Source organism: Salicibibacter cibi (assembly GCF_016495865.1).
In the GTDB taxonomy this organism is placed as follows: domain Bacteria; phylum Bacillota; class Bacilli; order Bacillales; family Marinococcaceae; genus Salicibibacter; species Salicibibacter cibi.
In genome coordinates this window covers 3383682-3404175 of sequence record NZ_CP054706.1, presented here as the reverse complement: position 1 = coordinate 3404175, position 20494 = coordinate 3383682, and the positions used below count along the sequence as shown (strand labels likewise).

Below are 20494 nucleotides of genomic sequence, written 5' to 3'. Positions count from 1 at the left end.
TTAGGGAAGAAAAATAGGGGAAAGGAATTGCAGAGTAACAAGTTTTGCCGTCGGTCTGGACTTAACGAAGAAAAACTTAAGTTTACGGAAGGGGCAACGATTTATGATATGAACGATAATGAGCACGGGCGCTTACAAGGGTCGGAGAATCATAGCTATCGGGACATTGATGACATGCCCGAACATCTGAAGAATGCGTTTATCGTGGTAGAAGACTATCGCTTTTATGAACACAGTGGCGTTTTTAAATGTTTGCATCGTTGTTCCCTTCATTTTGATTTCATACGAGACGTCCATTTGTAAGTGATTTAAAACATTTTTCATCGTGTATACGTCTGCTAAGGGAGGAGCATCATAGATAGTGCTGGTTCCTTTTTCACCTGTATATATATATTCTTAAAGCTGTACTTTCTGAAAAATCGCGCTCATTATAATAAGGCTGAATCCCAACGAATCTTTTTCATCAGTATTCCTTAAATACAGCGAATGTCTTTTAACAATGCACCTACCAAATGACAATCAACTAAATGACTGAATAAGTCTAATGATACTCACCACAATAAGGACACCTCCAAAGATCCGCACGAATAATGGTGCTATTTTACGACAAAGCCACCATTCCACAGCAAGTGCTTTTGTCCGGAAAGACAAAACAGATCTCGAAGCCTTTTACACAGGGCTTGAAAAAGGGCAGCTTATTGCTGTGGAGTATAAGCAAAACAACGGTTTCGCGAATATCTATAATTTAATGCGTCGATCCTATGCCGATACCCGAAAAGCGAAAGTCGAAGCTCAATCCTGATAGCAACCCCGCTGTCAGGGTTCTTTTTTTTGATGGCCGGTCCAGTTGGTTACATTCAAGTGAAAACCCGTGTTTAAGATGAAGATGTTTTTATTATACAGCATGATGGTGGCTTTGATTATCCTATTTGGTTCCGTTAGTGTGTTCAATCCGTGTTCTAACTCGCTTCCCCATTCGTTCCCTGAAAGCAATGTCTAACCCCACACGCGCAGAAATCGTCCACCTTACCGCTGTCCTATTAACAGGGTTGTGCGCAATCATTATGTGCATCGGTTCTGCTTTTTGACCCATAATAACGATTAATGTGGAGTAAAAATAAAGTTCTTTACTTTTATGCAACAATCGCGCTTCGTTCGTAAATCAGTCTATTCATCATCGACATATTCAAGAATATCCCCTGGTTGGCAATCCAATACTTCACAAATGTCCTCTAAGGTGTTAAAACGAATGGCTTTCGCTTTTCCTGTTTTTAAAATGGATAAATTGCTTGTTGTAACCCCCACTTTTGAAGCCAACTCGTTCAAAGACATTTTTCGTTTTGCCATCATGACATCTAAATTAACTTGAATCAATTTTTAACCCCGCCTTATATCGTAAGTTGATTTTCTTCTGCGATCTTTACCGCCTGGTTAAAAATTTGAGCAACGGCTAAGATGGCTATCCCTGCAAATAACATGCCATATTCCATGTCATAGCTTATGGAAAAAGGAACATTGCTAAAATCAACACTTCCCACAAAATCATTTGCCAAAATGATCGCCGGTACATTACTTAAGAAAGACAGGAATATGAGGATCCATCCAACATTTCTGATATTATTCGCATTTTGTTGGATGAAAATATACTTATTAGATAAATTTTTGAAGAATTTCCTTATGCTCATTAACAAAGCAATAAGTAACAATAACATCACAATGAGCGATACGAAAAACATATGACTAAAGAAAAAACCGACCTCCTGAGGAATGTCAAAAGAAAATACACCTAATCCTATACTATAACTCGAAGCATCACCAACTGGCTGGAATATCCATATGGCAGTTAAAAAAAGCACACCTAACATCATGCCGATAATTCCAATAATTGAAATAATATGCATGACCTTGTAAAAAATTTTCTTACCTTTCGTCATTTTCATTTTCACTCCCTTTGTTAAACATCGTATCCTCATAATAACATTTATAGGTTGATTGTCAATTAATTTTTATTGTTTTTCAATAAAAATATAATGATGTTTAATAAAAAGGACTGCTGAATAACGGAAAAAGACTGACACATGAGCATTTTCCATTGGTGTTGTCAAAGCTAGATGCAAGGAAAACCATCCTATAAGCAAAAAACCTTTGCACTTCTGGCAACGTACGGAGGGACGGTGCTGCAATGGCGAGACCCCAGCGGAAAAACGGACGCGTCAAGCCCCGCAGCGCCGGTTTTGCGCGAGGAGGCTTGACCGTTCGTCCGCGGAAAGCGAAGCCATGGAAGCGCCATCCCGGCTTCAGCTGATAGCTGCAAGTTGTTCAGCAGTCCCTAAATAAGGGAGGAAATGCTCATAAAAAGACCTTCTAAAAGGAAGCCCTACGTTCTACTCCTAATAATATGGTGTGGTTCTATTTTATTCCGCAAAAGCGCCTCGCTCGACAAGTTCTGTTATAAACGCTTTATAGCGCGAAATACAGAGGGTTTTAAAAGACACCCTAACTTTACAACCGAGGATGGGAATGACGGAACCACGTTTCCCGAAACCATCCCGTCAATCCTCCTGCATGCGTCGTAACGGACAGGTTACGGGGTTTGAAGTACAGGTAGATTCGGCAGAACGAAGGCTGGAGCCACTCGGGAAAAGAGAAGGTATGCCGACGGATATGCCGCACGGCTGAAAAACTGGATAGGGTGAGAATGGTTTCCACAGAAGGAAACTGACGAACGCCCGAATATACAGGTCTAGATTTTGACTATAGGGAAACCTATAGGCCATTTAACGATGGCGTGAGTGGTGTGAAGTAAAACTAGGCGCTCTGAAACACGCTATACCGAACAACGGCGGTATCCAGCTCACAGGCTTAGAGGGAACACCTACGTCCAGTATCTAAAGCTAAGTTGTAAGGGACTTGGAAAACAAGGACCATTGAAACAAGGACTGTCATCCGAAATGGTTGCTATAAGACTTAATGTCGAAAGGCATTTATCCTTGCGAGGGTAGGGGCATGACCAAGGAAGCTCCTGTAATGGGAGGGGAGGAATAGCCCCAAGTCTAGCGAATGGAACGATCATTTTCCAAACGTGCATTGCATCGATCGGGTAAGAACGTGGGAACATCACTCTTTCGGGAGGGATGCCACAATGCAAGCTTTACGTTATTGGGATTACTACGATATGACGGAAACATTTACGGATTTGTATGAAAAGTCCATCGAACGCCAAAGCTTTTCTCGTCTTTATGATGTCATCACAGCACGGGAAAATATCCTTTTAGCCTATCGGACCATCAAATCCAACAAAGGTTCAAAGACATCGGGAACCGATGGGAAAACCATCGCCGATTTAAAATCGTGGTCGGAAGAAGAATTAATTACTGAAGTCCGAAACAAACTCAAAAACTATTGCCCAAAGAAAGTCCGAAGGAAGTGGATTGAAAAAGATAACGGAAAATGGCGACCACTGGGTATTCCATGTATACTCGACCGTATGATCCAGCAATGTTTTAAACAAGTGCTGGAACCGATTGCGGAAGCGCAATTTTACAATCACAGCTATGGATTTCGCCCTCTTCGGTCTGCCCATCATGCAATGGCAAGAATCCAAACGCTGATCAATACTGCCCAGTTCCATTTCGTGGTAGACATTGATATAAAAAGCTTCTTTGACCATATTAACCATACGTTACTCATTAAGCAACTATGGCACTTGGGCGTGCAAGATCGAAAAGTCTTGGCTTGCATTTCGAAAATGCTCAAGGCGGAAATTGATGGAGAAGGTAAACCTACCTGCGGCGTACCGCAGGGTGGATTGTTATCAACTTTACTTTCAAATATCGTGTTGAATGATTTAGACCAATGGGTCGCCGGTCAATGGGAGTTCTTCCCTTTGTCAAAGCCCTATCAATCCAAAGTTGGGGAAAGAAATGCCAAGAAACGCAGCCGACTCAAAGAAGGTTACCTTATCCGTTATGCAGATGACTTTAAAATCCTCTGTAAAGATGGGGAAACGGCACAGAAATGGTATCATGCGGTTCGCTTATACCTGAGAGATCGTTTGAAACTGGATATATCGCCAGAGAAATCCCATATTGTGAATATGCGGAAAAGGGAATCGGAATTTCTCGGGTTCACCATCCGTGCGGATAAAAAGGGCAATAAGAGAGTCGCGCGTACAGGGATCAAAGCAAATAAAAAGCAGAAAATCAAGCAAAAAGCGAAAGAGCATATTCGAAGGATCAAAGCTTCACCTTCTGCACTCAATGCGCTCCTTTTCAACAGTTTTGTTTCAGGACTTCATCATTATTTTAGACGAGCCACAAAAGTAAATCTAGAGTTCTCACGTCTTGCCTATGATCTACAAGCCTATATCTATAACCATCTCAAGCCGGTCGGGAGATACGAACATCCTGCCAATCCGCCACCAGTTTATCATAAGCTCTATAGTTTGGGTTTCAAAACGTTCAAAATCGCCGGTGTGTATTTATTTCCACTTGCCGACGTGAAAACGGCGAACACTAGGGGGTTTACTCCTGCGCTTACGCCTTACACGAAGAAAGGCAGGGAAGGCATACACAAACAGCTACGTCCTGATATCCAACGTGAGATTGGCGTTTTGATGACCTCAACGCTTCCGAATCGAAGTGTGGAGTATATGGATAATCGGATCAGCCGATATAGCATGAAAATGGGGAAATGCGAAATCACAGGCAATGACTTGCTGGCTTCAGACGTCCATTGCCATCATTATACCCCAACATGTTTAGGTGGAACCGATCAATTCAACAACTTACGAATCCTTCATAAAGATATACACCGACTCATCCATTATACCGACAAAGAGAAGATAAAGATGCTCCTCCGTCGGTATAGTATTACTGCATCTATGCTTGAAAAGATCAACAGATATAGAGAAAACTGTAGATTATCAAAAATCGAGCAATCCTAAACACGAAAGTAACGGGGAACTTATGGTCAAGTATATGTCGTTAGATGGAACGCGGAGTGCTGGGAAACTAGCACGCTCCGTGTGGAGCAGGGGAAAAGCCGGAGATAACGTCAAACGCTTACCTATTGCTGACCGATTAAAGAAGGTCTACTTTCATCTCGTCTGAAAGTTCTTCGTGGTGGGCACGTCGTTCTTCTTGATTCAAATCAACAATCCCACTAAGTTGAAATTCTGTTTCACTGGCTTAATTTTCAACCTCTTCAACTTCACCTGTCGTTCGGTCAACTTCATAACTTGATATTAATGGAGACCCTATTTTTTCGTCATCAGATTCAGCAGAAAATATATTTACTTGATATATATCATCATTTTCTTCCACCGAGAACTGGTACACATCCAGAAAATCTGCTATTTCAGGCTCATTTTCTTTTATATAATCAATAACATGCTCCTCTGCCTCATCTTCTGTCATTGGAGAATGCTTTTCGTTATTTTCATCTGTTTCTTCCTGGTTGTTATTAGAATCATCGTTCTCGTCTTCCTCTTCGATTGCATCAAGTTCTTCGTCCGTATCGTCTGCTTCTTCATTTTCAGTTGTGTCATCATCAGTGTTCGATGCACCATCGCCTGTCGTTTCTTTTTCATCATCCCAGCAAGCAGCGAACAATAATACACTTAGAAACATTGCGGATGCTGTTTTTGTGAATGTTTTCATCGCGTATCCCCCGATCAATTAAGTATTTGCTATATATGTATTAATAGTCATAATTTTAACATATAAAAGCAATTTTCTCCTCAGAGTTACTAGTCATAATAACTGCTTTATTCCAAAGTACACAACTATTTTTCCTAGTAAAGAATATTTTTTCCACGAAACAATTAAAAAACCCGTGTTTATGTTCCAATCACGAACACATGAACACCGACAAAACAGAAGAGAGGATGCACTGGGAAGGCTGCCTAATCAAAATGGCAATGGACGAACAGCACGGTTACTCATGAATTTTGAGCTGATGAGAGCTGGATATTTGCCGGTGATTATTCAAGTCGATGAGCGGCAAAAATATTATGAAGTGTTAGATCATGCTGGTGTACACAACGATTATGCGTGGCTTATTGATATGGTGGCGTCTCTTGAAATAACGACACTAGAAGAATATTTAAAATTAGTATGAAAGCATTTCGCAACATGTCCGAAGAAGCGCGCAGACGCCAACGAATCGAGATGGAAAAAAATGATCGATCCGGCTATATCGACCGGGAACTCAATGGCATTTATGCCCAACCGAACCCAGCATCCGCGTCAGAATTGCAAAAAAATCCACGGAGTATGCAAAACGAATGGAAGAAAAAAATAAATAAATGTACAAACAATCTCTGATGTTTATGATGGAGCTTATGTCTAGTCAGATGGAAGCAAAGAAGATCTTGAAGAAGCAAGAGAAACCGTTCGTCATTTTCGAAAACACCGTAATGATTATGGATCTGAAAATAAATAACACCTAAAACCGTTCGTCTTTCTCGGCGGTCGATTTTTTTGGTGACAGATCATTCCTATTTTGCGGCAGCAGAAACCCCATGGAATCTCTATGTGATACGTATATTGTTGCGCACGTCGTACGAAACGACATACACGCCTACGTTTAACATCTTAATACACACAAATGTACATACACGGTATCACACGACATGCACACAGCGTATAGCACAAACAAAAAAGTAGCTATCCCCACCACGGTTTAACTACTTTAATAATCCCTCGCCCATTAAGTTCTATAAGGCCTTCATAATTGGTGATGAGAAACGAGAAACAGCCTAGGAAATGGTCCGACCTTGTTGTTCTAATCAGAGGGATCCTCTTCTCATTTGTGAAATTCGTTGATGAAGCTGAGGATAAAGGCTGATTTTTCGATATAAGGTTGTCCTTCCAATCCCAAGGAGTTTTGCTGCTCGTGACAAATTACCGTTGGTTTCGTTTATTACAGCAGCAATTCGTTCGTGTTCAGTCCCATTTGCATCGTCTTGCGATTGTTGTTCATTAAGTTGTAAATCTTCCTTTTTGATGTGTGTTGATTCTCTCATAAAATAAGCTTGGTAAACCGCTTGTCGAAGTGTGTGTTGAAGTTCACGTATATTTCCCGGCCATTGATGATCCATGATTTGCTTTCGCGTGGGATCATCCACATAAAATTGTTTGACATTTAGCTCTAGCGACATTTTTTCAAGAAAGTGATTTGCAAGGGTTAATACGTCTGTGCGATTGCGCAACGGCGGAAGTTTAATCGTAAGGGCGGATAAACGATAATACAAATCTTTGCGAAAACGATTTTCATTGATGTCATTGGTTAAATCGCGATTGGTCGCTGCAAGTATTCGTACATCGACGGGTTCCGGATGATGGGACCCTAAGGGTGTGATGTGTTTATTATCTAGCAATCTAAGCAGTACGGTCTGCATGGATAAAGGCATTTCACCGATTTCATCAAGGAATAGCGTCCCCTTGTGGGCTGCCTTGATTTTGCCGATGTTTCCTTTTTGGTTCGCACCTGTAAAAGTTCCTTTTTGAAACCCAAACAATTCAGATTCGATGAGTGATTCCGGGATTGCTGCACAATTGACTGGGATAAAATCTCCCTCTCTTTCACTCGTATGATGGATGTCTTGAGCGATAACATCTTTTCCCGTTCCGGTTTCTCCCTGTATAAGCATTGTGGTGTCGGTTTTGGATGTATGACGGGCAAATTGCAGAACACGTTGGGCTTTATCACATTCCCATGTCGTTTGCGCTGGATCGTTCTCTGTCGGGTTATGACTTTTTGTCGGGAGACTTAAAATAGAACGGAACAATTTTTGCCTATCATCTTTGATTGCTTCCGTCATCCAAATATTTGAGTTAGCTTTCATGCGGATGTTGCTTTTAGAATCTTGCGTAGTCAAAAGGTGGTCGATCGAGTGATGATCAAACCAGTGGGATAGAGATTTGCCGATGCACTCATTTATTGGTTGCTTGAGGATTTGAGCAGCTTTTTGATTCAGTTGTTGGATGATAGCGTTTTGATCAATGGAAATAAGGGGTTGATTCAGTTTTTGGGATACTGTTTCTGTTTCCTGTATCGCTAGGGTTAATTCTTTCTTTGCGCCATGAAACAGAAGTTGTGATTGACATGCCTGGGCAGCCGCAACAACCATTCCAAAGGTATGGGGGTGGTGTCGTCTTGCGTCACCGCTTACGTCGAGAATCCCTAATAATTCTCCTGCAGGGGAATATAAAGGAGAAGAATAGCAGGTCAAAAAATGATTTTCTTGGGTGAAATGCTGCATCCCGACAACACTTACGGATCGATTTTCGTAAATAGCCGTACCGATGGCATTTGTCCCTTTCACATTTTCACTCCAATTTGCTCCTGCATCCAACCATACTTTTTTAGCGCGTTGCAAAAAAGGCGAATCTCCACGGTTAAATACGATATAACCATCCGGATCAGCCACAATAATCGTAAACAGAGAATGTTTTAATTGGGAGTATAACTGTTCCAAAATTGGTGAGCATGCTTGAAATAGTTCTTGAAGCCTTTCTTTGCGATCCTTAAGCTCTCCACCGGTTAGAAGGTCGTTATCAACATATGATGGATCTACACCATAACTTTGACTTCGCTCCCAGGAAATTTCCAGTTGCCGGTCTTTATCATATATCGAACCCATAAGCGTCTATACCTCCCCAATATCAAAAATTCCCTCTATTCTCAAGATAATATGAATCATGATCGGATTCAAGTAGTTTTTATCATATGACAAGTGTTTCATATGTTCATATTTGTGTTCGTGGAATGGAACAATTGAAACAATACCGTCATTTATAAAAGGGTTGTCCAAGGTGATGAAAGCGTTTGCTTGTTGGCATGACTTTTGCAATGGAAATGAATGAATAACGAAAGGAGGGTATGCTTTCTCTGCCGTGGTCTGGAAACCAAGAAAACACCAAGAAACGAAATATAATTTTCAGAAAGGGTGAGAGGTAAATGAAAGCAGCTGTTGTCAACAATTTTTCACAGGACTTGGAAATTAAGGACGTTTCTGTGCCTGAACTGGAATATGGTGATGTACTGATTAAAGTGCATACATGTGGTGTTTGCCACACGGATTTGCATGCCGCCACGGGGGACTGGCCGGCAAAACCAAATCTACCATTGATCCCTGGACATGAAGGGGTGGGAATCGTTGAAAAAGTTGGTGAGGGAGTAAAAACTGTTAAGGTTGGCGATAGAGTAGGGGTCCCTTGGCTTTATTCAGCATGTGGTGAATGCGAATATTGCCTTGTAGGTAAAGAAACACTTTGTCCAGACAGGCTATACTCCGGTTATTTGGTAGATGGGGCTTATGCGGAATACTGTAAGGCTCCGGGGAACTATGTTGTTAAAATTCCAGACGAACTTGACGCTGTTGAAGCTGCGCCAATTTTATGTGCCGGAGTGACGACTTACAAAGCGTTGAAAGTATCAGGTGCCCAACCTGGAGATTGGGTAGCTATTTATGGTATTGGCGGACTTGGGCATATTGCAGTGCAATATGCAAAGGTGATGGGATTTAACGTTTATGCGGTTGATATTCAGGATGATAAGCTTTCCCTTGCAAAAAAATTAGGAGCAGATAAAACGGTTAATAGTGCAAAAACGAATCCGGATGAGTCTATTCAAAATGATATTGGGGGTGTCCAGGCTGCGATCAGTGTAGCAGTTGCCCAGAAACCGTTTGAACAAGCCTATCATTCTATAAAAAATGGCGGGACATTGGTAGCTGTTGGTTTGCCCAGCGATGAACTTCCTGTGCCCATTTTTGATACGGTTGCCAATGAAATCACAGTAAAAGGCTCCTTTGTTGGAACGCGAAAGGATCAACAAGAAGCGTTAGCATTAGCGGCTCAAGGAAAAATTAAGGCTAACATTTCAACAGAATCTCTAGATAATATAAATGAAATATTTGAGCGAATGGAACAAGGGAAGATTGATGGAAGAGTTGTACTAAAAATTAGTGAATAGAGAAAGAAATTTGTGTGAACGTCATCAAGGAGGTTTTTATATGCATTACGCAAAACCGGGAACGGCCAATGCAATTGTTGATTTCAAGTCGCGCTATGATAATTTTATCGGCGGGGAGTGGGTCGCGCCTGCGGATGGGGAATATTTTGAAAATGTTAGTCCCGTCAACGGTCAGGTTTTCACGGAGGTTGCACGTTCAAAAGAAGCGGATGTCAGCCGAGCGCTGGATGCCGGCCATGAAGTGAAAGCCGGATGGGCCGCTACTTCCGTGGCGGATCGTTCTCGTATCTTGAACAAAATCGCGGATCGCATGGAAGAGAATATGGAAAAACTCGCTGTTGCGGAAACATGGGATAACGGCAAGCCGGTTCGTGAGGCGTTAGCGGCGGATATTCCCAACGCGATTGACCATTTTCGGTATTTTGCCGGTGTGATACGTGCTCAGGAAGGCGGCGTATCGCAAATTGATGAGGATACGGTGGCGTATCATTTTCACGAGCCCCTCGGGGTAACCGGGCAGATTATTCCCTGGAATTTTCCCCTCCTCATGATGTCTTGGAAAGTGGCGCCAGCGCTAGCCGCCGGAAACTGTACGGTTTTAAAGCCTGCTGAACAGACCCCCGCCTCCATCAATATTTGGCTTGAGATTGTGCAGGATCTGCTCCCGCCCGGTGTGCTCAATGTCGTGCAAGGCTTTGGCCTGGAAGCCGGAAAGCCGCTCGCCCAAAGCGATAAAGTCGATAAAGTGGCGTTCACCGGCGAAACGACGACGGGACGAATGATTATGCAATACGCGTCCGAAAACATTATTCCGGTCACGCTTGAGCTTGGTGGGAAATCACCGAACATTTTCTTCGCCGATGTCATGGACAAGGACGATGGCTATCTTGATAAAGCGCTGGAAGGATTCGTCATGTTTGCCCTCAATAACGGGGAGGTCTGCACGTGCCCGTCACGCGCGCTCATCGATGAATCCATCTACGACGCATTCATGGACCGTGCTTTGAAAAAGGTAAAAGAAATCAAGGGCGGCGATCCCCTGGATACGAATACGATGATCGGGGCACAGGTATCTGAAGAACAGTTGGAAAAAATCCTTTCCTATTTTGATATCGCCAAGCAAGAAGGTGCCGAAGTCATCACCGGTGCCAATCGCAAAAAATATGAAGGCGATCAGGCTGATGGCTATTATGTCGAGCCGACGATTTTCAAAGGTCATAACAACATGCGCGTCTTCCAGGAAGAAATTTTTGGCCCTGTCGTTTCCGTGACAACGTTCAACGGCCACGATGAAGCACTAGAGATTGCGAACGATACACTGTACGGCCTTGGCGCGGGTGTTTGGTCACGCAACATCAACACGGCCTATCGCTTCGGCCGCGCGATTCAGTCCGGGCGCGTCTGGACGAATTGCTTCCACGCGTACCCGGCGCACGCGGCCTTTGGCGGCTATAAAAAATCTGGGATCGGGCGCGAAAACCATCTCATGATGCTTGATCACTATCAACAAACGAAAAACTTGCTCGTCAGCTATAGTGAAGAACCGCAAGGATTGTTTTAAAAAGGAGGAATCCCTATGGTGGAAAGCGTCCGTGCCGCTGACGAGACGATCTGGTAGCTACACTCTCGAAAAGAAGCACGGACTGCTTTTCACCTATCAGGTGAATGCTGTGACGGCCGTTCTCTGATGTGTTTTCCAAAAGATGAATAAAGTGACATTTATCGCTGTGATATTGGCGGCATGTCCTTCTATATCGCGAAGGATCAGTATGAGTATTGGAAACACATGTAAGTTTAAAATATAGTCGTGAGGCTTTCCCCTACACCAAGTGTAGATCAAACCATCGAGGAAACAGGGGAAGCCGTCCGTCATTTCCGAAAACGTCGAGATGATGAATTTGAATATAATAAAAGTTTTGGTACAATCTTTCTTCCACAAAAGCGCTCGATTCAGGAAGATTTATCTCTTTCATGATCACGATTTGGCTTTTTTCCAGATCGTACGACCAACCAGATGATAAAACTAACGAAGGATACAAAAGTAAAAAGAGCAATATTGGCAGTACCTATAATACCCACTTTATCCCTCATTCACTGTTCCAGATTTGTCCCTGATTGCTTAAGACATGATTAATTTTCACGGGAAGAGTCCGAGGTTTTAAGTTTTTTCTTTCTTATAACCTCTGTCACAGCAATACCTATCACAATATAGCCTGTCATCAGCCATCGATTAGTTCGGTCTGTGAATCCCGGATCGTATACGAACAAAAACAAAGTAAGAACAACGCCGATAAGAAGAAAAATGTCTCGATACCATATTTTTCCTTCCCGCCAGTTGCCTGATAATAATTCAAAACCCTTTATCAAAAAGAAAAGACCAAAAAGGATCGTTACCATTAACCAAATCGGCATAGAATTTGGAGGGAGTGCGATGAGAAGAATAACTGCGTATACGAGCGTTGCACCCCTGAGCCATTTTAAAGTCGTTTTGTAATACTTTTTATTTTTTTGAACATCGATAGTAACACCTCAACAACCACGCCTGCATACACTATCAAAATTATTATAATGAGGGCGATTTCTCAGAAAGTGTAGCCCCAAGGATTATATATATAACTGGAGCAGCAGGCGTGATCAAAAATATGAGCCTAACTGCAATAGAAGGCATACCTATATATTCAGCTATTCCCCCGCAAACGCCTACGATCGCTTTATCTGTACTCGATTTTTGCAGCTTTTTCAATATGGACCCTCCACAAGGTTTATTTACAAAATCATTTAGTCAAGTATTTCCCCTACTTAAGAATGGAATAAACCCTTTTTTCAACTTAAATGGAGGTAATGATGATGTAGCCGGGGTGGAACACAATGGCCTATGGGATCCGATTCTGTCCGTTATACTGTTCACCCACTCCCTCCTTGCAGAAACATGTTTGAGGCTGGTTGGGACATCGATCCTGCATAACAAGCGAAACTATGATGAGGGAATATGAGGCGTATGTTTGTGCGATTCATGATTTCATGAAGGAGCAAAAAAAGAAGATGCCCACGGATAAACCGGATCATCTCCATGCTTTTTTGGTCCGCAATTTTGGTAATTGAAGCGTAGAAGTGGACTTATCATTTACATATCGATTAGCAGAACGCCTTTGGTTTTACTAATGGGGCATCCTGCTAGTGCAGCGTGTCGGAAATAAGCGATTACAACGACGACCGGGAGACCGGATTAGGGCTTCAACCTGGGATTAGTGATCGATTGGATGAAATGTCCACAGCCCGAGATAAGGTATCAAAGGCTATCGTCAATGATCGAATGTCTTCTTGCGAAGCAGGATTCCCCGGTCCCCATGAAACGGTTCATGGGGACCGAAAACGAAAGCCAATCGCTCGTTCGGTCGCCATGAGGCAGCCATGCCAACCGAATTCTTTCGATACAAGCCTTTTTGGCAATCATGAAGCGGCTATGGCGCCCGAACGTTTTCGGTTCAGGCCATTACAGTCGTCATAAAACGGTTATGGCGACCGAACACGAGAACCGACCGCTTTTTCGGTCGCCATGAAGCGGTCAATGGTCCGCTAGGGAGCCAGAAGCGTTGACGCCGAACTTCTTCCAAGTGTCCCCGTGATCAGGTCATTCAGCCACCTTGCATAGGGCAATGATGATTGGCAATGACCGCTACGGAAAAACACGACGCTTTCCGTGGGCCCCAAGCTCAGCCTCCCCGGAAAAAAGACGTTCGCTTTTTTCCTGCGGGGTCTTCGCTCTGCGCTTTCCCACAGGCGTCTACGTGTTTTTCCTTCGCTCGCTAGTGTTATTCCCATATTTAATCACGACTATCACCCATTGATGTTAGTGTTGACCTCGGTTTAATTTGAAAAATTCTTCATTACTATTTAAAAAAAGTATCATAGGTTATATCATGATTTTTCCACAAAAACGCATGAGCGAATTATTTACAATCTAAACCTGGATGATGAAAAAAGCATTAGTGTCAAAAGCCGTAGAGTTTTTACAAAGTATTCGTGTTGCGAATGGCTTTCCGTGCTGATTACTTCCAATTATTGTTGCTTATTCCTGTATATTTAAGCTATCATTTAAATATATACTGCCATTAAATTGAAGCATTGCTTGCTCGAGTGAACGCGACGTTGAGTGAGGAGTAACACTTTAAAAAGAAATACAATCGAAAGGGCATAGAGTCAAATGGACAATCACGAAGATATGAATTTTTATTGGTCAAAAAGAAGAGGAATTCTCATCATTGCCGCATCACTTTTTTTCGCAGCACTGATGGGCGTGGTAACTTACCTTTTATATTCAACGCCGGGTTTTTTATTTACTCTTTTTGCGCTACTTGGCTCAGCGTTAACTTTGTTCTTTTTATTTGGAACTGTGGCAGTATTGAAACGCATAATCTTCAACTTTGATCCTGTGATGACCATTTATGAACATTCATTTCTTCATTATGTTGGCAGCGAAGTGATCGAAATACCATTTAGGGATGTTTGTACAATATATTATATGAAAGATCATGGAAATAACGCTGTAGGCTTTATCTTTTTTGACAACCAATATTACTATGAAAGGCTTCCCAAATCACTGAAGGCGGCAAGATCCATTAATAAAGCGACAAACCATAGCGATGTGCCATTGGTAAATTTTAAATGGGGTCAGGTCAAGCATGGGAAGAAGTTGACTAAAGAGCTAGAGAAAAGGATGCCACATGCTGAAATTAAAAATGAAGGTATATCCAGGGAATCGAAGCCGAGATCGAACCCGAAAATTTATTTATTTGGATTCTTGAAAAGGCTTTTGGCCCTGTTTATAGCAAGTGTTGCCTTAATTATGTATGAGATAATGATCAATGATGTACAAGCGAGTACATTGGATGATTATAATCCTATATATATTAACGTATCTGATGAACCGATTTTTTTGTTCTCGCAGATTTTGGTTTTCTTCATTGTTTTTTTATGGTTGGAGACCATTTTTCAAAAGAACCATCCTTCAACCGTTCGTATATTATCGCTTGCTTCTACCGTGATTTTTATTTTTTCCCTTCCGTTCATATACTTGGGGATCCATTCATATGATCTCGTTTCGGAAGAGGGCGTTTATGCATCTGAATATTGGTCGTTTGCTGACCCCGTATTTAGAGGTTGGGAAGAGGTTTCCAGTCTAACGGTGGATTATAACGTTACGACGAATGATGTAGACGAACCGGATAACGTTTATCCCCGGATCTCTTTCAATTATGATGATGGCTCTTACACGGAATTTATAAACACCGGCAACAGTGCAGAGGTCAATGACTTTACCGGTTTTGTTGCGGCGCTTGAGATAGCTGAAGAACAGAACATCCCGATGTCAGTTGAACAACCCTTGAATGATGAACTCGTGGAAGTCATTGAAGATGAAGTCGGTTGGTCTGATGAGGAAAAAGAAGAAATTTACAACCTTTATTCTCCCTAACGCGTAATTCACGTACGGAATGTTTTTGCTCCATGAGCCACTAATATGCTTGCATATATCTTATGAAAAGTCTATCTTAGACGATAGAATAGTAATTATTTACATATTGGAGGTTTATCAATGAAACAGTATCGGTACATATTGTTCGTGGTTTCTGCGTTATTGTTGGCGGCATGCGGGGATTCCGAGGAAACCGATGCCGAGCCGGAGAATGGCAATGATGAAACGGCAACAGAGGGTAGTGAGAACGAGAGGGAGGACACCGGCAATGAGGAAGAAGATGCTGCCAATGAAGAAGGGGAAAATGGTGAAGGTGTAGAGGCCTCTGATCCTGATGTGTCGGTTGATGAGGATAATGCAACTGAGGAAGATGAAGGGGGAAATGGTCAGGGGGTAGAACCAGGCGATCCCAATGATACAAATTTGGTCGAATTTCAACGCATCAATTGGATGATGGGATCCCCTGAACGAGAACCAGAGCCGGGCATTTGGCTATATACAGAAGACGATCATACCGAAGGCGATGAAGATACGTTTGATTTTGACGAGCATGATGTTTTGCACTATCAAACCGATGATTATATGGGGCATACCCTTCGGGCGCAGCAAATCATCCTTGAAGATGACGACACAGCCAGAATTATTGTTGATATCCACAGTGAACCGAATGACAGTGACGATGAAGAAGATTACGAAATGCCAAGGCAACATCTGAATGTAGAAAAAGATGTGCTAAGAGATAAAAGCTTTATCGTGGAAGTGGAAGATGGGGAAGAGCTAAACATTGAATAAAACAGTCAAATTCCATGACTGTTTTTTCATTTCGCATTTATTTGGAGGGGAGGAGATCCTGTGACAAAAAAGAATGTTTTTATCATTAGTGGCGGTGTTGCACTTTTTTTAATCATTGGTATTGGTATAGCGATTGGTGTTTCCGGGTCGAATGATCCGCAACAACTCACCGAAGATTTTCATGATGCCATCCAGGAAAACGATGTAGATGCTTTTAAAGATGTGGTCGAGGTTGATTCGGATATGGCATGGCCAGACGAGCAAATCGAAACCACGTTAGAGATGATGCATGAACCTGAATATTTTGAGGAAACGATGCAAATTCTCAATATTCAAGCCAGTTATTATGAAGATGAAGACATGATGCCTGCGGGAGAGGTTAATATCCATGAGCTCTTAAATATGGGGGCATTTTATATTGAAGAGGAGGATAATGTTTTAGGTAACAGCTATAACCTTCGTGTTCGTCCTTATCACCTACAGGTTTCCGCTGATGCCGATGCCGACATCCATTTTTTAGGCGATGCATATAAGATCGAAGAAGATGGATAGGAAACATTAGGGACGTATGGTCCGGGCGTGTATTCGATTCAGGGTGAATCGGAATCGGCGTACGCGTCAAATCAAGAGGAAAGCGAAATCACGCTCTTTGATCAAGAGAATTTTGAAGTGGAACATTCGATGAATTTATCCGGTGATCCTATATCCGTTGAATCGACGATGCCGAATACGGTGGTTTTTATTGATGGCGATGAGGTTGACCAGATTGAAGAGGAGGACCTGGAGGATTCTGAAGGGATGCTTCAAAGTGATGAAGGAAAAGAGATTGGCGATGTCAGCGCCGGTCACGAGATCCATGGAGAAGTAGAACTCCCTTGGGCAACAGCCACATCTGACCCTGTGGAAGTCGAAGAGGATACGAATACCTATACGATTACACCTGACCCTGTTTCGGAAGAAGAGACCGAAGAAGCTCTCACTCAAGTGATCAATGACTACATGACGGATCGTATGGAAGCGCTCACCGAGCAAGATATGGACGTTTTGGATACCGATGCCATATCCGAAGAAATTGAATCAGATATTGAATCGGATGTTCAGGACTATGATGACGAGAATTATTTAGAAGGGGACGTGTTAGGCACCCGTATTGATTTTGGTGACGTAGACTATCGATATGCTGATGGCGGCACTCATACGCTTTCGATACCTGTAGAAAGTCATGAAGACACGAGACAAAACCGGGAAATCGGAGGCGATGAGGATTTCAGCGAGGATCATCAGCAACTTATTGTCCAAATGATCTATGAGGATGATACATGGATCGTAGATGAAGTAGATTATGACAACACAGTCATGCCTGACGAGCCATACATGACCGGTGATCGAGTGGTAGAAACGGAATTCGACTAAACCTTATTGGAAGAACCCTTCTCTTTGGTATTGAATAACACCAAGCGCCGCATTCCTCTTCTATCTCCATTGAGTAAGAAGGGAGGGGGCTAGGCGCTTTTTTCCTTCTTTTTCGATATATTGCTTCACAACGTCGAGTGTGGCACCACCCGTGCAAAAAATTATATAATTTTTCCTCGTCTCAGCAGCGTTATTTCCTGTTTTTGGTTGGCTAGGAGCAAAAGGAGCTAGTGCTACATGGAACGGCATCGTTAGTTCTGTTGATAATATTGTACAGGGTAAGACGATTCAATGGCTAACGACGCAATCTGAAAAAGCTTATAATGGATTCAGGAATATCGCGCAAAATGCAGGTCAATACGTTGGCCACAAATATAATGAATTCCAGTTCCGCTGGAATAATTTTAAAAATAATGTCATAAAAAATATATTAAGGTTGATATTTAGAATATAGGTAATGTTGACCTTTCATACAAGTCAGAGGTGTCTAGGGTGAACAAGTTTTGGGATGTCATGGCAATACTATCTAGTATATTCTTGGGTGTATTTATCTTTCTAGGGTTTGTTACTCCCGACGTGCTTAATGATATTGCACAGAATAATCTTCTATTTTTTGTAGGTAGTATAACGTTAATGTTATTTGGACTTTTGGGGGTAAATAGAAGGTACACTGAAGATAAAAAAGTGACATTTAAAATGGCTGTAAAATCATTGATAGGGTTAGCTTTTGTAATTACTGTTGCATCAATTGTGCACTGGATTTTTGGGTTATGATAAGAAGAGCAGAGTAAGGAAACTTTATGGTATTTTAACGTTCCAATCATACTCTGTAATGTTATTTTATTGATGGTTGAAAATTTATCTGTTTTGTAACCTCCTGTTCGGCAATAGCATTTGGAAAGAGTGGAAGGGGTTAGAGAAAGGATTATCTATGAAAGCTTTAAAAAATGTTTTAGTCACCTCACTTAGTGTGACCCTTTTCGCCATACTGTTGACAATTATGGCGGATGTATATCAATGGTGGGCTCTAGCCTCGTACTCACCTACGGCTACCGAAGAAGTCATTGATGAAGGTATATTAATCAGCGTTGGTGTTTTCAGTCTGATAACTACCGTATTTATGCTCTTAGAGCTAATTGCGCTGTTTCAAAACCGTTGCCGCACAAGGGGTGCGAGTGACGTAAAAAAATATTTTCTCCCAAAATCAAACGGAATTAAAGGCTTGGCGAAGGTCAAAAGCACGGATCCTGATACATCGACCCCAAATCATAAAAAAACAGGTGAAACCGCTCCACTAGTGGGTTAGAATAGTTATAGACAAAAAACCAACTATTACCCTGGAGGGTCACCTGTTATGGCTATTATACCACAAATGAGCTTGTTTTCATGGGAAGATCTTGCGGATCTTGGAGATTTGGAACGCTTACGTTTGGTGCTCGATTATTTACCGGATGAAGCGTTGATGCGAACGTTGGAGAAAAAACGATATAAAGGGCGAAATGAATACCCTGTTCGCGCGATGTGGAATACGATGCTTGCAGGGGTTGTCTTTGAGCACACATCGATTGAATCATTGCGTCGGGAATTGAGCCGCAATGGACAGCTACGCGAATTGTGTGGCCTCACCGTGATCGTGCCCCCTGCTTATGTATATACGCGCTTTTTAAAAAAGCTGCGGGCGCACGAATCAAAGGTTGAAGCGATTTTTGAAACGATGGTGGAACAATTGAGCGAGCTCCTCCCTGATTTCGGGAAGGCCCTTGCGATCGATGGTAAGGCAGTAGACTCTTTTGCGAAGGGAAAACATAAGGATGAGGATCCTGACGGACGCCGTGATACCGATGCCGATTATGGGAAGAAAGAATATAAGGGGAAACACAAAGACGGGACGATCTGGAACAAAGTGATCAAATGGTTCGGCTATAAAATCCACCTGATCGTCGACGCGGCCTATGAATTGCCTGTGGCTTATTCAGTTACGAAAGCATCGGTGCCCGATATTAACGCCGGTCATGATATGATCAATGAGCTTGAAAAAGAACGCCCTTGGCTTTTGGGACAAGCAGAAACACTCGCCGGTGATCGCGGTTACGATGACACCAAAATGCTTGAGCGGCTGTGGGATGACCATCAAACCAAGCCTGTCATTGATATCCGGGACATGTGGAAAGATGGCGAGGACACGCGCCAACTGATGGACATTGAAAATGTCACGCATGACTATAAAGGCACCGTGTACTGTCACTGCCCGCTGACCGGGAAAGAGCGCGAAATGGCGAATGGGGGCTTTGAGAAAGATCGAGCCACCCTCAAAAAGCGTTGTCCGGCCAAACAATATGGCATCACCTGTGAAGGACAAGCGGAGTGTCCGATTGCCCAAGGAATTCGGATTCCGCTCAAGGAGGACCGCCGGATCTTCACGCCGATCGATCGAGCCAGTTACACATGGGCGAAGGCATACGCGAAACGAACGGCCGTGGAACGTGTGAACAGCCGGCTTGACGTCTCCTTTGGCTTCGAACAGCATACCACACGCGGGCAAAAGAAGATGAAAATGAAAACTGGGTTGGCTCTGTGCACGATGTTGGCGATGGCTTTAGGCCATATCCAAGAAGGCCGCCCGGAAAAAATGCGAAGCTTGGTTTCCTGAAAGCATCCACATGTGGGAAACCGAATTTTAAAACAGTTTTTGTGGATAACAGGGTACGTGTGTCTTTTTTGAGGTATAAAAACGAATGATATTCGAATAGTAGCGATTTTGGTTCGTGGAAGGAAATTTTAAGGCGTTTTCAACAAAAAACCAGGAGTGAACCTGGTCCCGTTTTTACGCCTAAA

Annotated in this window: 21 protein-coding genes and 1 pseudogene; 17 read left to right on the top strand and 5 right to left on the bottom strand. The window is 42.6% G+C overall.

Annotated elements, in window-relative coordinates:
• Nucleotides 1-27: 27 nt before the first annotated feature.
• Nucleotides 28-303 carry a transglycosylase domain-containing protein gene (locus HUG20_RS16940; RefSeq protein WP_200085853.1) on the top strand — a complete coding sequence of 92 codons (276 nt, stop codon included), beginning with the start codon at nt 28-30 and terminating at the stop codon, nt 301-303.
• Nucleotides 304-1167: 864 nt separating this feature from the next.
• On the opposite strand, the gene HUG20_RS16935 is transcribed toward HUG20_RS16940, so the two are convergent.
• Complete coding sequence (locus HUG20_RS16935) at nt 1168-1350, bottom strand: helix-turn-helix domain-containing protein (protein WP_200090565.1); 183 nt, start codon at nt 1348-1350, stop codon at nt 1168-1170.
• Nucleotides 1351-1388: 38 nt separating this feature from the next.
• Nucleotides 1389-1934, bottom strand: coding sequence for a DUF2975 domain-containing protein (locus tag HUG20_RS16930; RefSeq protein ID WP_200085852.1), 546 nt, complete (start codon nt 1932-1934; stop codon nt 1389-1391).
• A 248-nt stretch (nt 1935-2182) separates the two neighbouring features.
• On the opposite strand from HUG20_RS16930, the gene HUG20_RS19680 reads away from it, so the two are divergent.
• Together HUG20_RS19680 and ltrA are read left to right on the top strand one after the other, a co-directional pair.
• Nucleotides 2183-2305: a hypothetical protein gene (locus HUG20_RS19680; RefSeq protein WP_281392445.1), complete on the top strand. Its 123-nt coding sequence runs from the start codon at nt 2183-2185 to the stop codon at nt 2303-2305.
• Nucleotides 2306-3142: 837 nt separating this feature from the next.
• The gene (ltrA, locus tag HUG20_RS16925; protein WP_200085851.1) at nt 3143-4945 is read left to right on the top strand and encodes a group II intron reverse transcriptase/maturase; all 1803 of its coding nucleotides are present in this window, start codon (nt 3143-3145) and stop codon (nt 4943-4945) included.
• Nucleotides 4946-5189: 244 nt separating this feature from the next.
• On the opposite strand, the gene HUG20_RS16920 is transcribed toward ltrA, so the two are convergent.
• Nucleotides 5190-5660 (bottom strand): hypothetical protein, encoded by a 471-nt coding sequence (locus tag HUG20_RS16920; RefSeq protein WP_200085850.1) that lies wholly within the window; start codon nt 5658-5660, stop codon nt 5190-5192.
• Nucleotides 5661-5943: 283 nt separating this feature from the next.
• Between HUG20_RS16920 and HUG20_RS16915 the strand changes: the two genes are divergently transcribed.
• Nucleotides 5944-6120, top strand: coding sequence for a hypothetical protein (locus HUG20_RS16915; RefSeq protein ID WP_200085849.1), 177 nt, complete (start codon nt 5944-5946; stop codon nt 6118-6120).
• Nucleotides 6117-6326 (top strand): hypothetical protein, encoded by a 210-nt coding sequence (locus tag HUG20_RS16910; protein WP_200085848.1) that lies wholly within the window; start codon nt 6117-6119, stop codon nt 6324-6326. Before HUG20_RS16915 ends, HUG20_RS16910 begins: the two co-directional genes overlap by 4 nt.
• Before the next feature lie 464 nt (nt 6327-6790).
• On the opposite strand, the gene HUG20_RS16905 is transcribed toward HUG20_RS16910, so the two are convergent.
• Nucleotides 6791-8647, bottom strand: a complete 1857-nt coding sequence (locus HUG20_RS16905; protein ID WP_200085847.1) for a sigma-54-dependent Fis family transcriptional regulator — start codon at nt 8645-8647, stop codon at nt 6791-6793.
• A gap of 317 nt (nt 8648-8964) precedes the next feature.
• Here HUG20_RS16905 and adhP point away from each other — a divergent pair, with 317 nt between their 5' ends.
• The 3 genes and pseudogenes from adhP to HUG20_RS16890 form a co-directional block, all read left to right on the top strand.
• On the top strand, nt 8965-9981 hold the full coding sequence (gene adhP / locus HUG20_RS16900) for an alcohol dehydrogenase AdhP (protein WP_200085846.1): 1017 nt from the start codon (nt 8965-8967) through the stop codon (nt 9979-9981).
• A 40-nt stretch (nt 9982-10021) separates the two neighbouring features.
• Nucleotides 10022-11542 (top strand): acetaldehyde dehydrogenase ExaC, encoded by a 1521-nt coding sequence (gene exaC / locus HUG20_RS16895; protein WP_200085845.1) that lies wholly within the window; start codon nt 10022-10024, stop codon nt 11540-11542.
• An 87-nt stretch (nt 11543-11629) separates the two neighbouring features.
• Nucleotides 11630-11767, top strand: a pseudogene (locus HUG20_RS16890) (DUF779 domain-containing protein); the annotation flags it as partial.
• A 777-nt stretch (nt 11768-12544) separates the two neighbouring features.
• Here HUG20_RS16890 and HUG20_RS16885 read toward each other — a convergent pair.
• Complete coding sequence (locus HUG20_RS16885; RefSeq protein ID WP_343073217.1) at nt 12545-12667, bottom strand: hypothetical protein; 123 nt, start codon at nt 12665-12667, stop codon at nt 12545-12547.
• On the opposite strand from HUG20_RS16885, the gene HUG20_RS19830 reads away from it, so the two are divergent.
• From HUG20_RS19830 to HUG20_RS16845, 9 genes are all read left to right on the top strand, one after another.
• A complete protein-coding gene (locus HUG20_RS19830) occupies nt 12612-12974 on the top strand; it encodes a hypothetical protein (RefSeq protein WP_343073220.1) in 363 nt (120 codons plus the stop codon). The two genes, HUG20_RS16885 and HUG20_RS19830, sit on opposite strands and share 56 nt — an antisense overlap.
• A gap of 191 nt (nt 12975-13165) precedes the next feature.
• The gene (locus HUG20_RS16880) at nt 13166-13489 is read left to right on the top strand and encodes a hypothetical protein (RefSeq protein ID WP_200085844.1); all 324 of its coding nucleotides are present in this window, start codon (nt 13166-13168) and stop codon (nt 13487-13489) included.
• 696 nt (nt 13490-14185) lie between these two features.
• On the top strand, nt 14186-15454 hold the full coding sequence (locus tag HUG20_RS16875; protein WP_200085843.1) for a hypothetical protein: 1269 nt from the start codon (nt 14186-14188) through the stop codon (nt 15452-15454).
• A gap of 120 nt (nt 15455-15574) precedes the next feature.
• On the top strand, nt 15575-16246 hold the full coding sequence (locus tag HUG20_RS16870) for a hypothetical protein (protein ID WP_200085842.1): 672 nt from the start codon (nt 15575-15577) through the stop codon (nt 16244-16246).
• Nucleotides 16247-16306: 60 nt separating this feature from the next.
• Nucleotides 16307-16798, top strand: coding sequence for a TcaA second domain-containing protein (locus HUG20_RS16865; RefSeq protein WP_200085841.1), 492 nt, complete (start codon nt 16307-16309; stop codon nt 16796-16798).
• 27 nt (nt 16799-16825) lie between these two features.
• Complete coding sequence (locus tag HUG20_RS16860) at nt 16826-17659, top strand: TcaA 3rd/4th domain-containing protein (protein WP_200085840.1); 834 nt, start codon at nt 16826-16828, stop codon at nt 17657-17659.
• A gap of 492 nt (nt 17660-18151) precedes the next feature.
• A complete protein-coding gene (locus tag HUG20_RS16855) occupies nt 18152-18433 on the top strand; it encodes a hypothetical protein (RefSeq protein ID WP_200085839.1) in 282 nt (93 codons plus the stop codon).
• Nucleotides 18434-18590: 157 nt separating this feature from the next.
• Nucleotides 18591-18965 (top strand): hypothetical protein, encoded by a 375-nt coding sequence (locus tag HUG20_RS16850; RefSeq protein ID WP_200085838.1) that lies wholly within the window; start codon nt 18591-18593, stop codon nt 18963-18965.
• Between the two features lie 48 nt (nt 18966-19013).
• Nucleotides 19014-20309 (top strand): transposase, encoded by a 1296-nt coding sequence (locus tag HUG20_RS16845; protein ID WP_200085837.1) that lies wholly within the window; start codon nt 19014-19016, stop codon nt 20307-20309.
• The last annotated feature ends 185 nt before the right edge of the window (nt 20310-20494 follow it).

Bases quoted from the DNA above. Each gene is read 5' to 3' on its own strand.
- HUG20_RS16935 (WP_200090565.1), bottom strand. From the start codon at position 1,350: ATGATGGCAAAACGAAAAATGTCTTTGAACGAGTTGGCTTCAAAAGTG.
- HUG20_RS16930 (WP_200085852.1), bottom strand. From the start codon at position 1,934: ATGACGAAAGGTAAGAAAATTTTTTACAAGGTCATGCATATTATTTCA.
- HUG20_RS19680 (WP_281392445.1), top strand. From the start codon at position 2,183: ATGGCGAGACCCCAGCGGAAAAACGGACGCGTCAAGCCCCGCAGCGCC.
- ltrA (WP_200085851.1), top strand. From the start codon at position 3,143: ATGCAAGCTTTACGTTATTGGGATTACTACGATATGACGGAAACATTT.
- HUG20_RS16920 (WP_200085850.1), bottom strand. From the start codon at position 5,660: ATGAAAACATTCACAAAAACAGCATCCGCAATGTTTCTAAGTGTATTA.
- HUG20_RS16915 (WP_200085849.1), top strand. From the start codon at position 5,944: ATGAATTTTGAGCTGATGAGAGCTGGATATTTGCCGGTGATTATTCAA.
- HUG20_RS16910 (WP_200085848.1), top strand. From the start codon at position 6,117: ATGAAAGCATTTCGCAACATGTCCGAAGAAGCGCGCAGACGCCAACGA.
- HUG20_RS16905 (WP_200085847.1), bottom strand. From the start codon at position 8,647: ATGGGTTCGATATATGATAAAGACCGGCAACTGGAAATTTCCTGGGAG.
- adhP (WP_200085846.1), top strand. From the start codon at position 8,965: ATGAAAGCAGCTGTTGTCAACAATTTTTCACAGGACTTGGAAATTAAG.
- exaC (WP_200085845.1), top strand. From the start codon at position 10,022: ATGCATTACGCAAAACCGGGAACGGCCAATGCAATTGTTGATTTCAAG.
- HUG20_RS16875 (WP_200085843.1), top strand. From the start codon at position 14,186: ATGGACAATCACGAAGATATGAATTTTTATTGGTCAAAAAGAAGAGGA.
- HUG20_RS16870 (WP_200085842.1), top strand. From the start codon at position 15,575: ATGAAACAGTATCGGTACATATTGTTCGTGGTTTCTGCGTTATTGTTG.
- HUG20_RS16850 (WP_200085838.1), top strand. From the start codon at position 18,591: ATGAAAGCTTTAAAAAATGTTTTAGTCACCTCACTTAGTGTGACCCTT.
- HUG20_RS16845 (WP_200085837.1), top strand. From the start codon at position 19,014: ATGGCTATTATACCACAAATGAGCTTGTTTTCATGGGAAGATCTTGCG.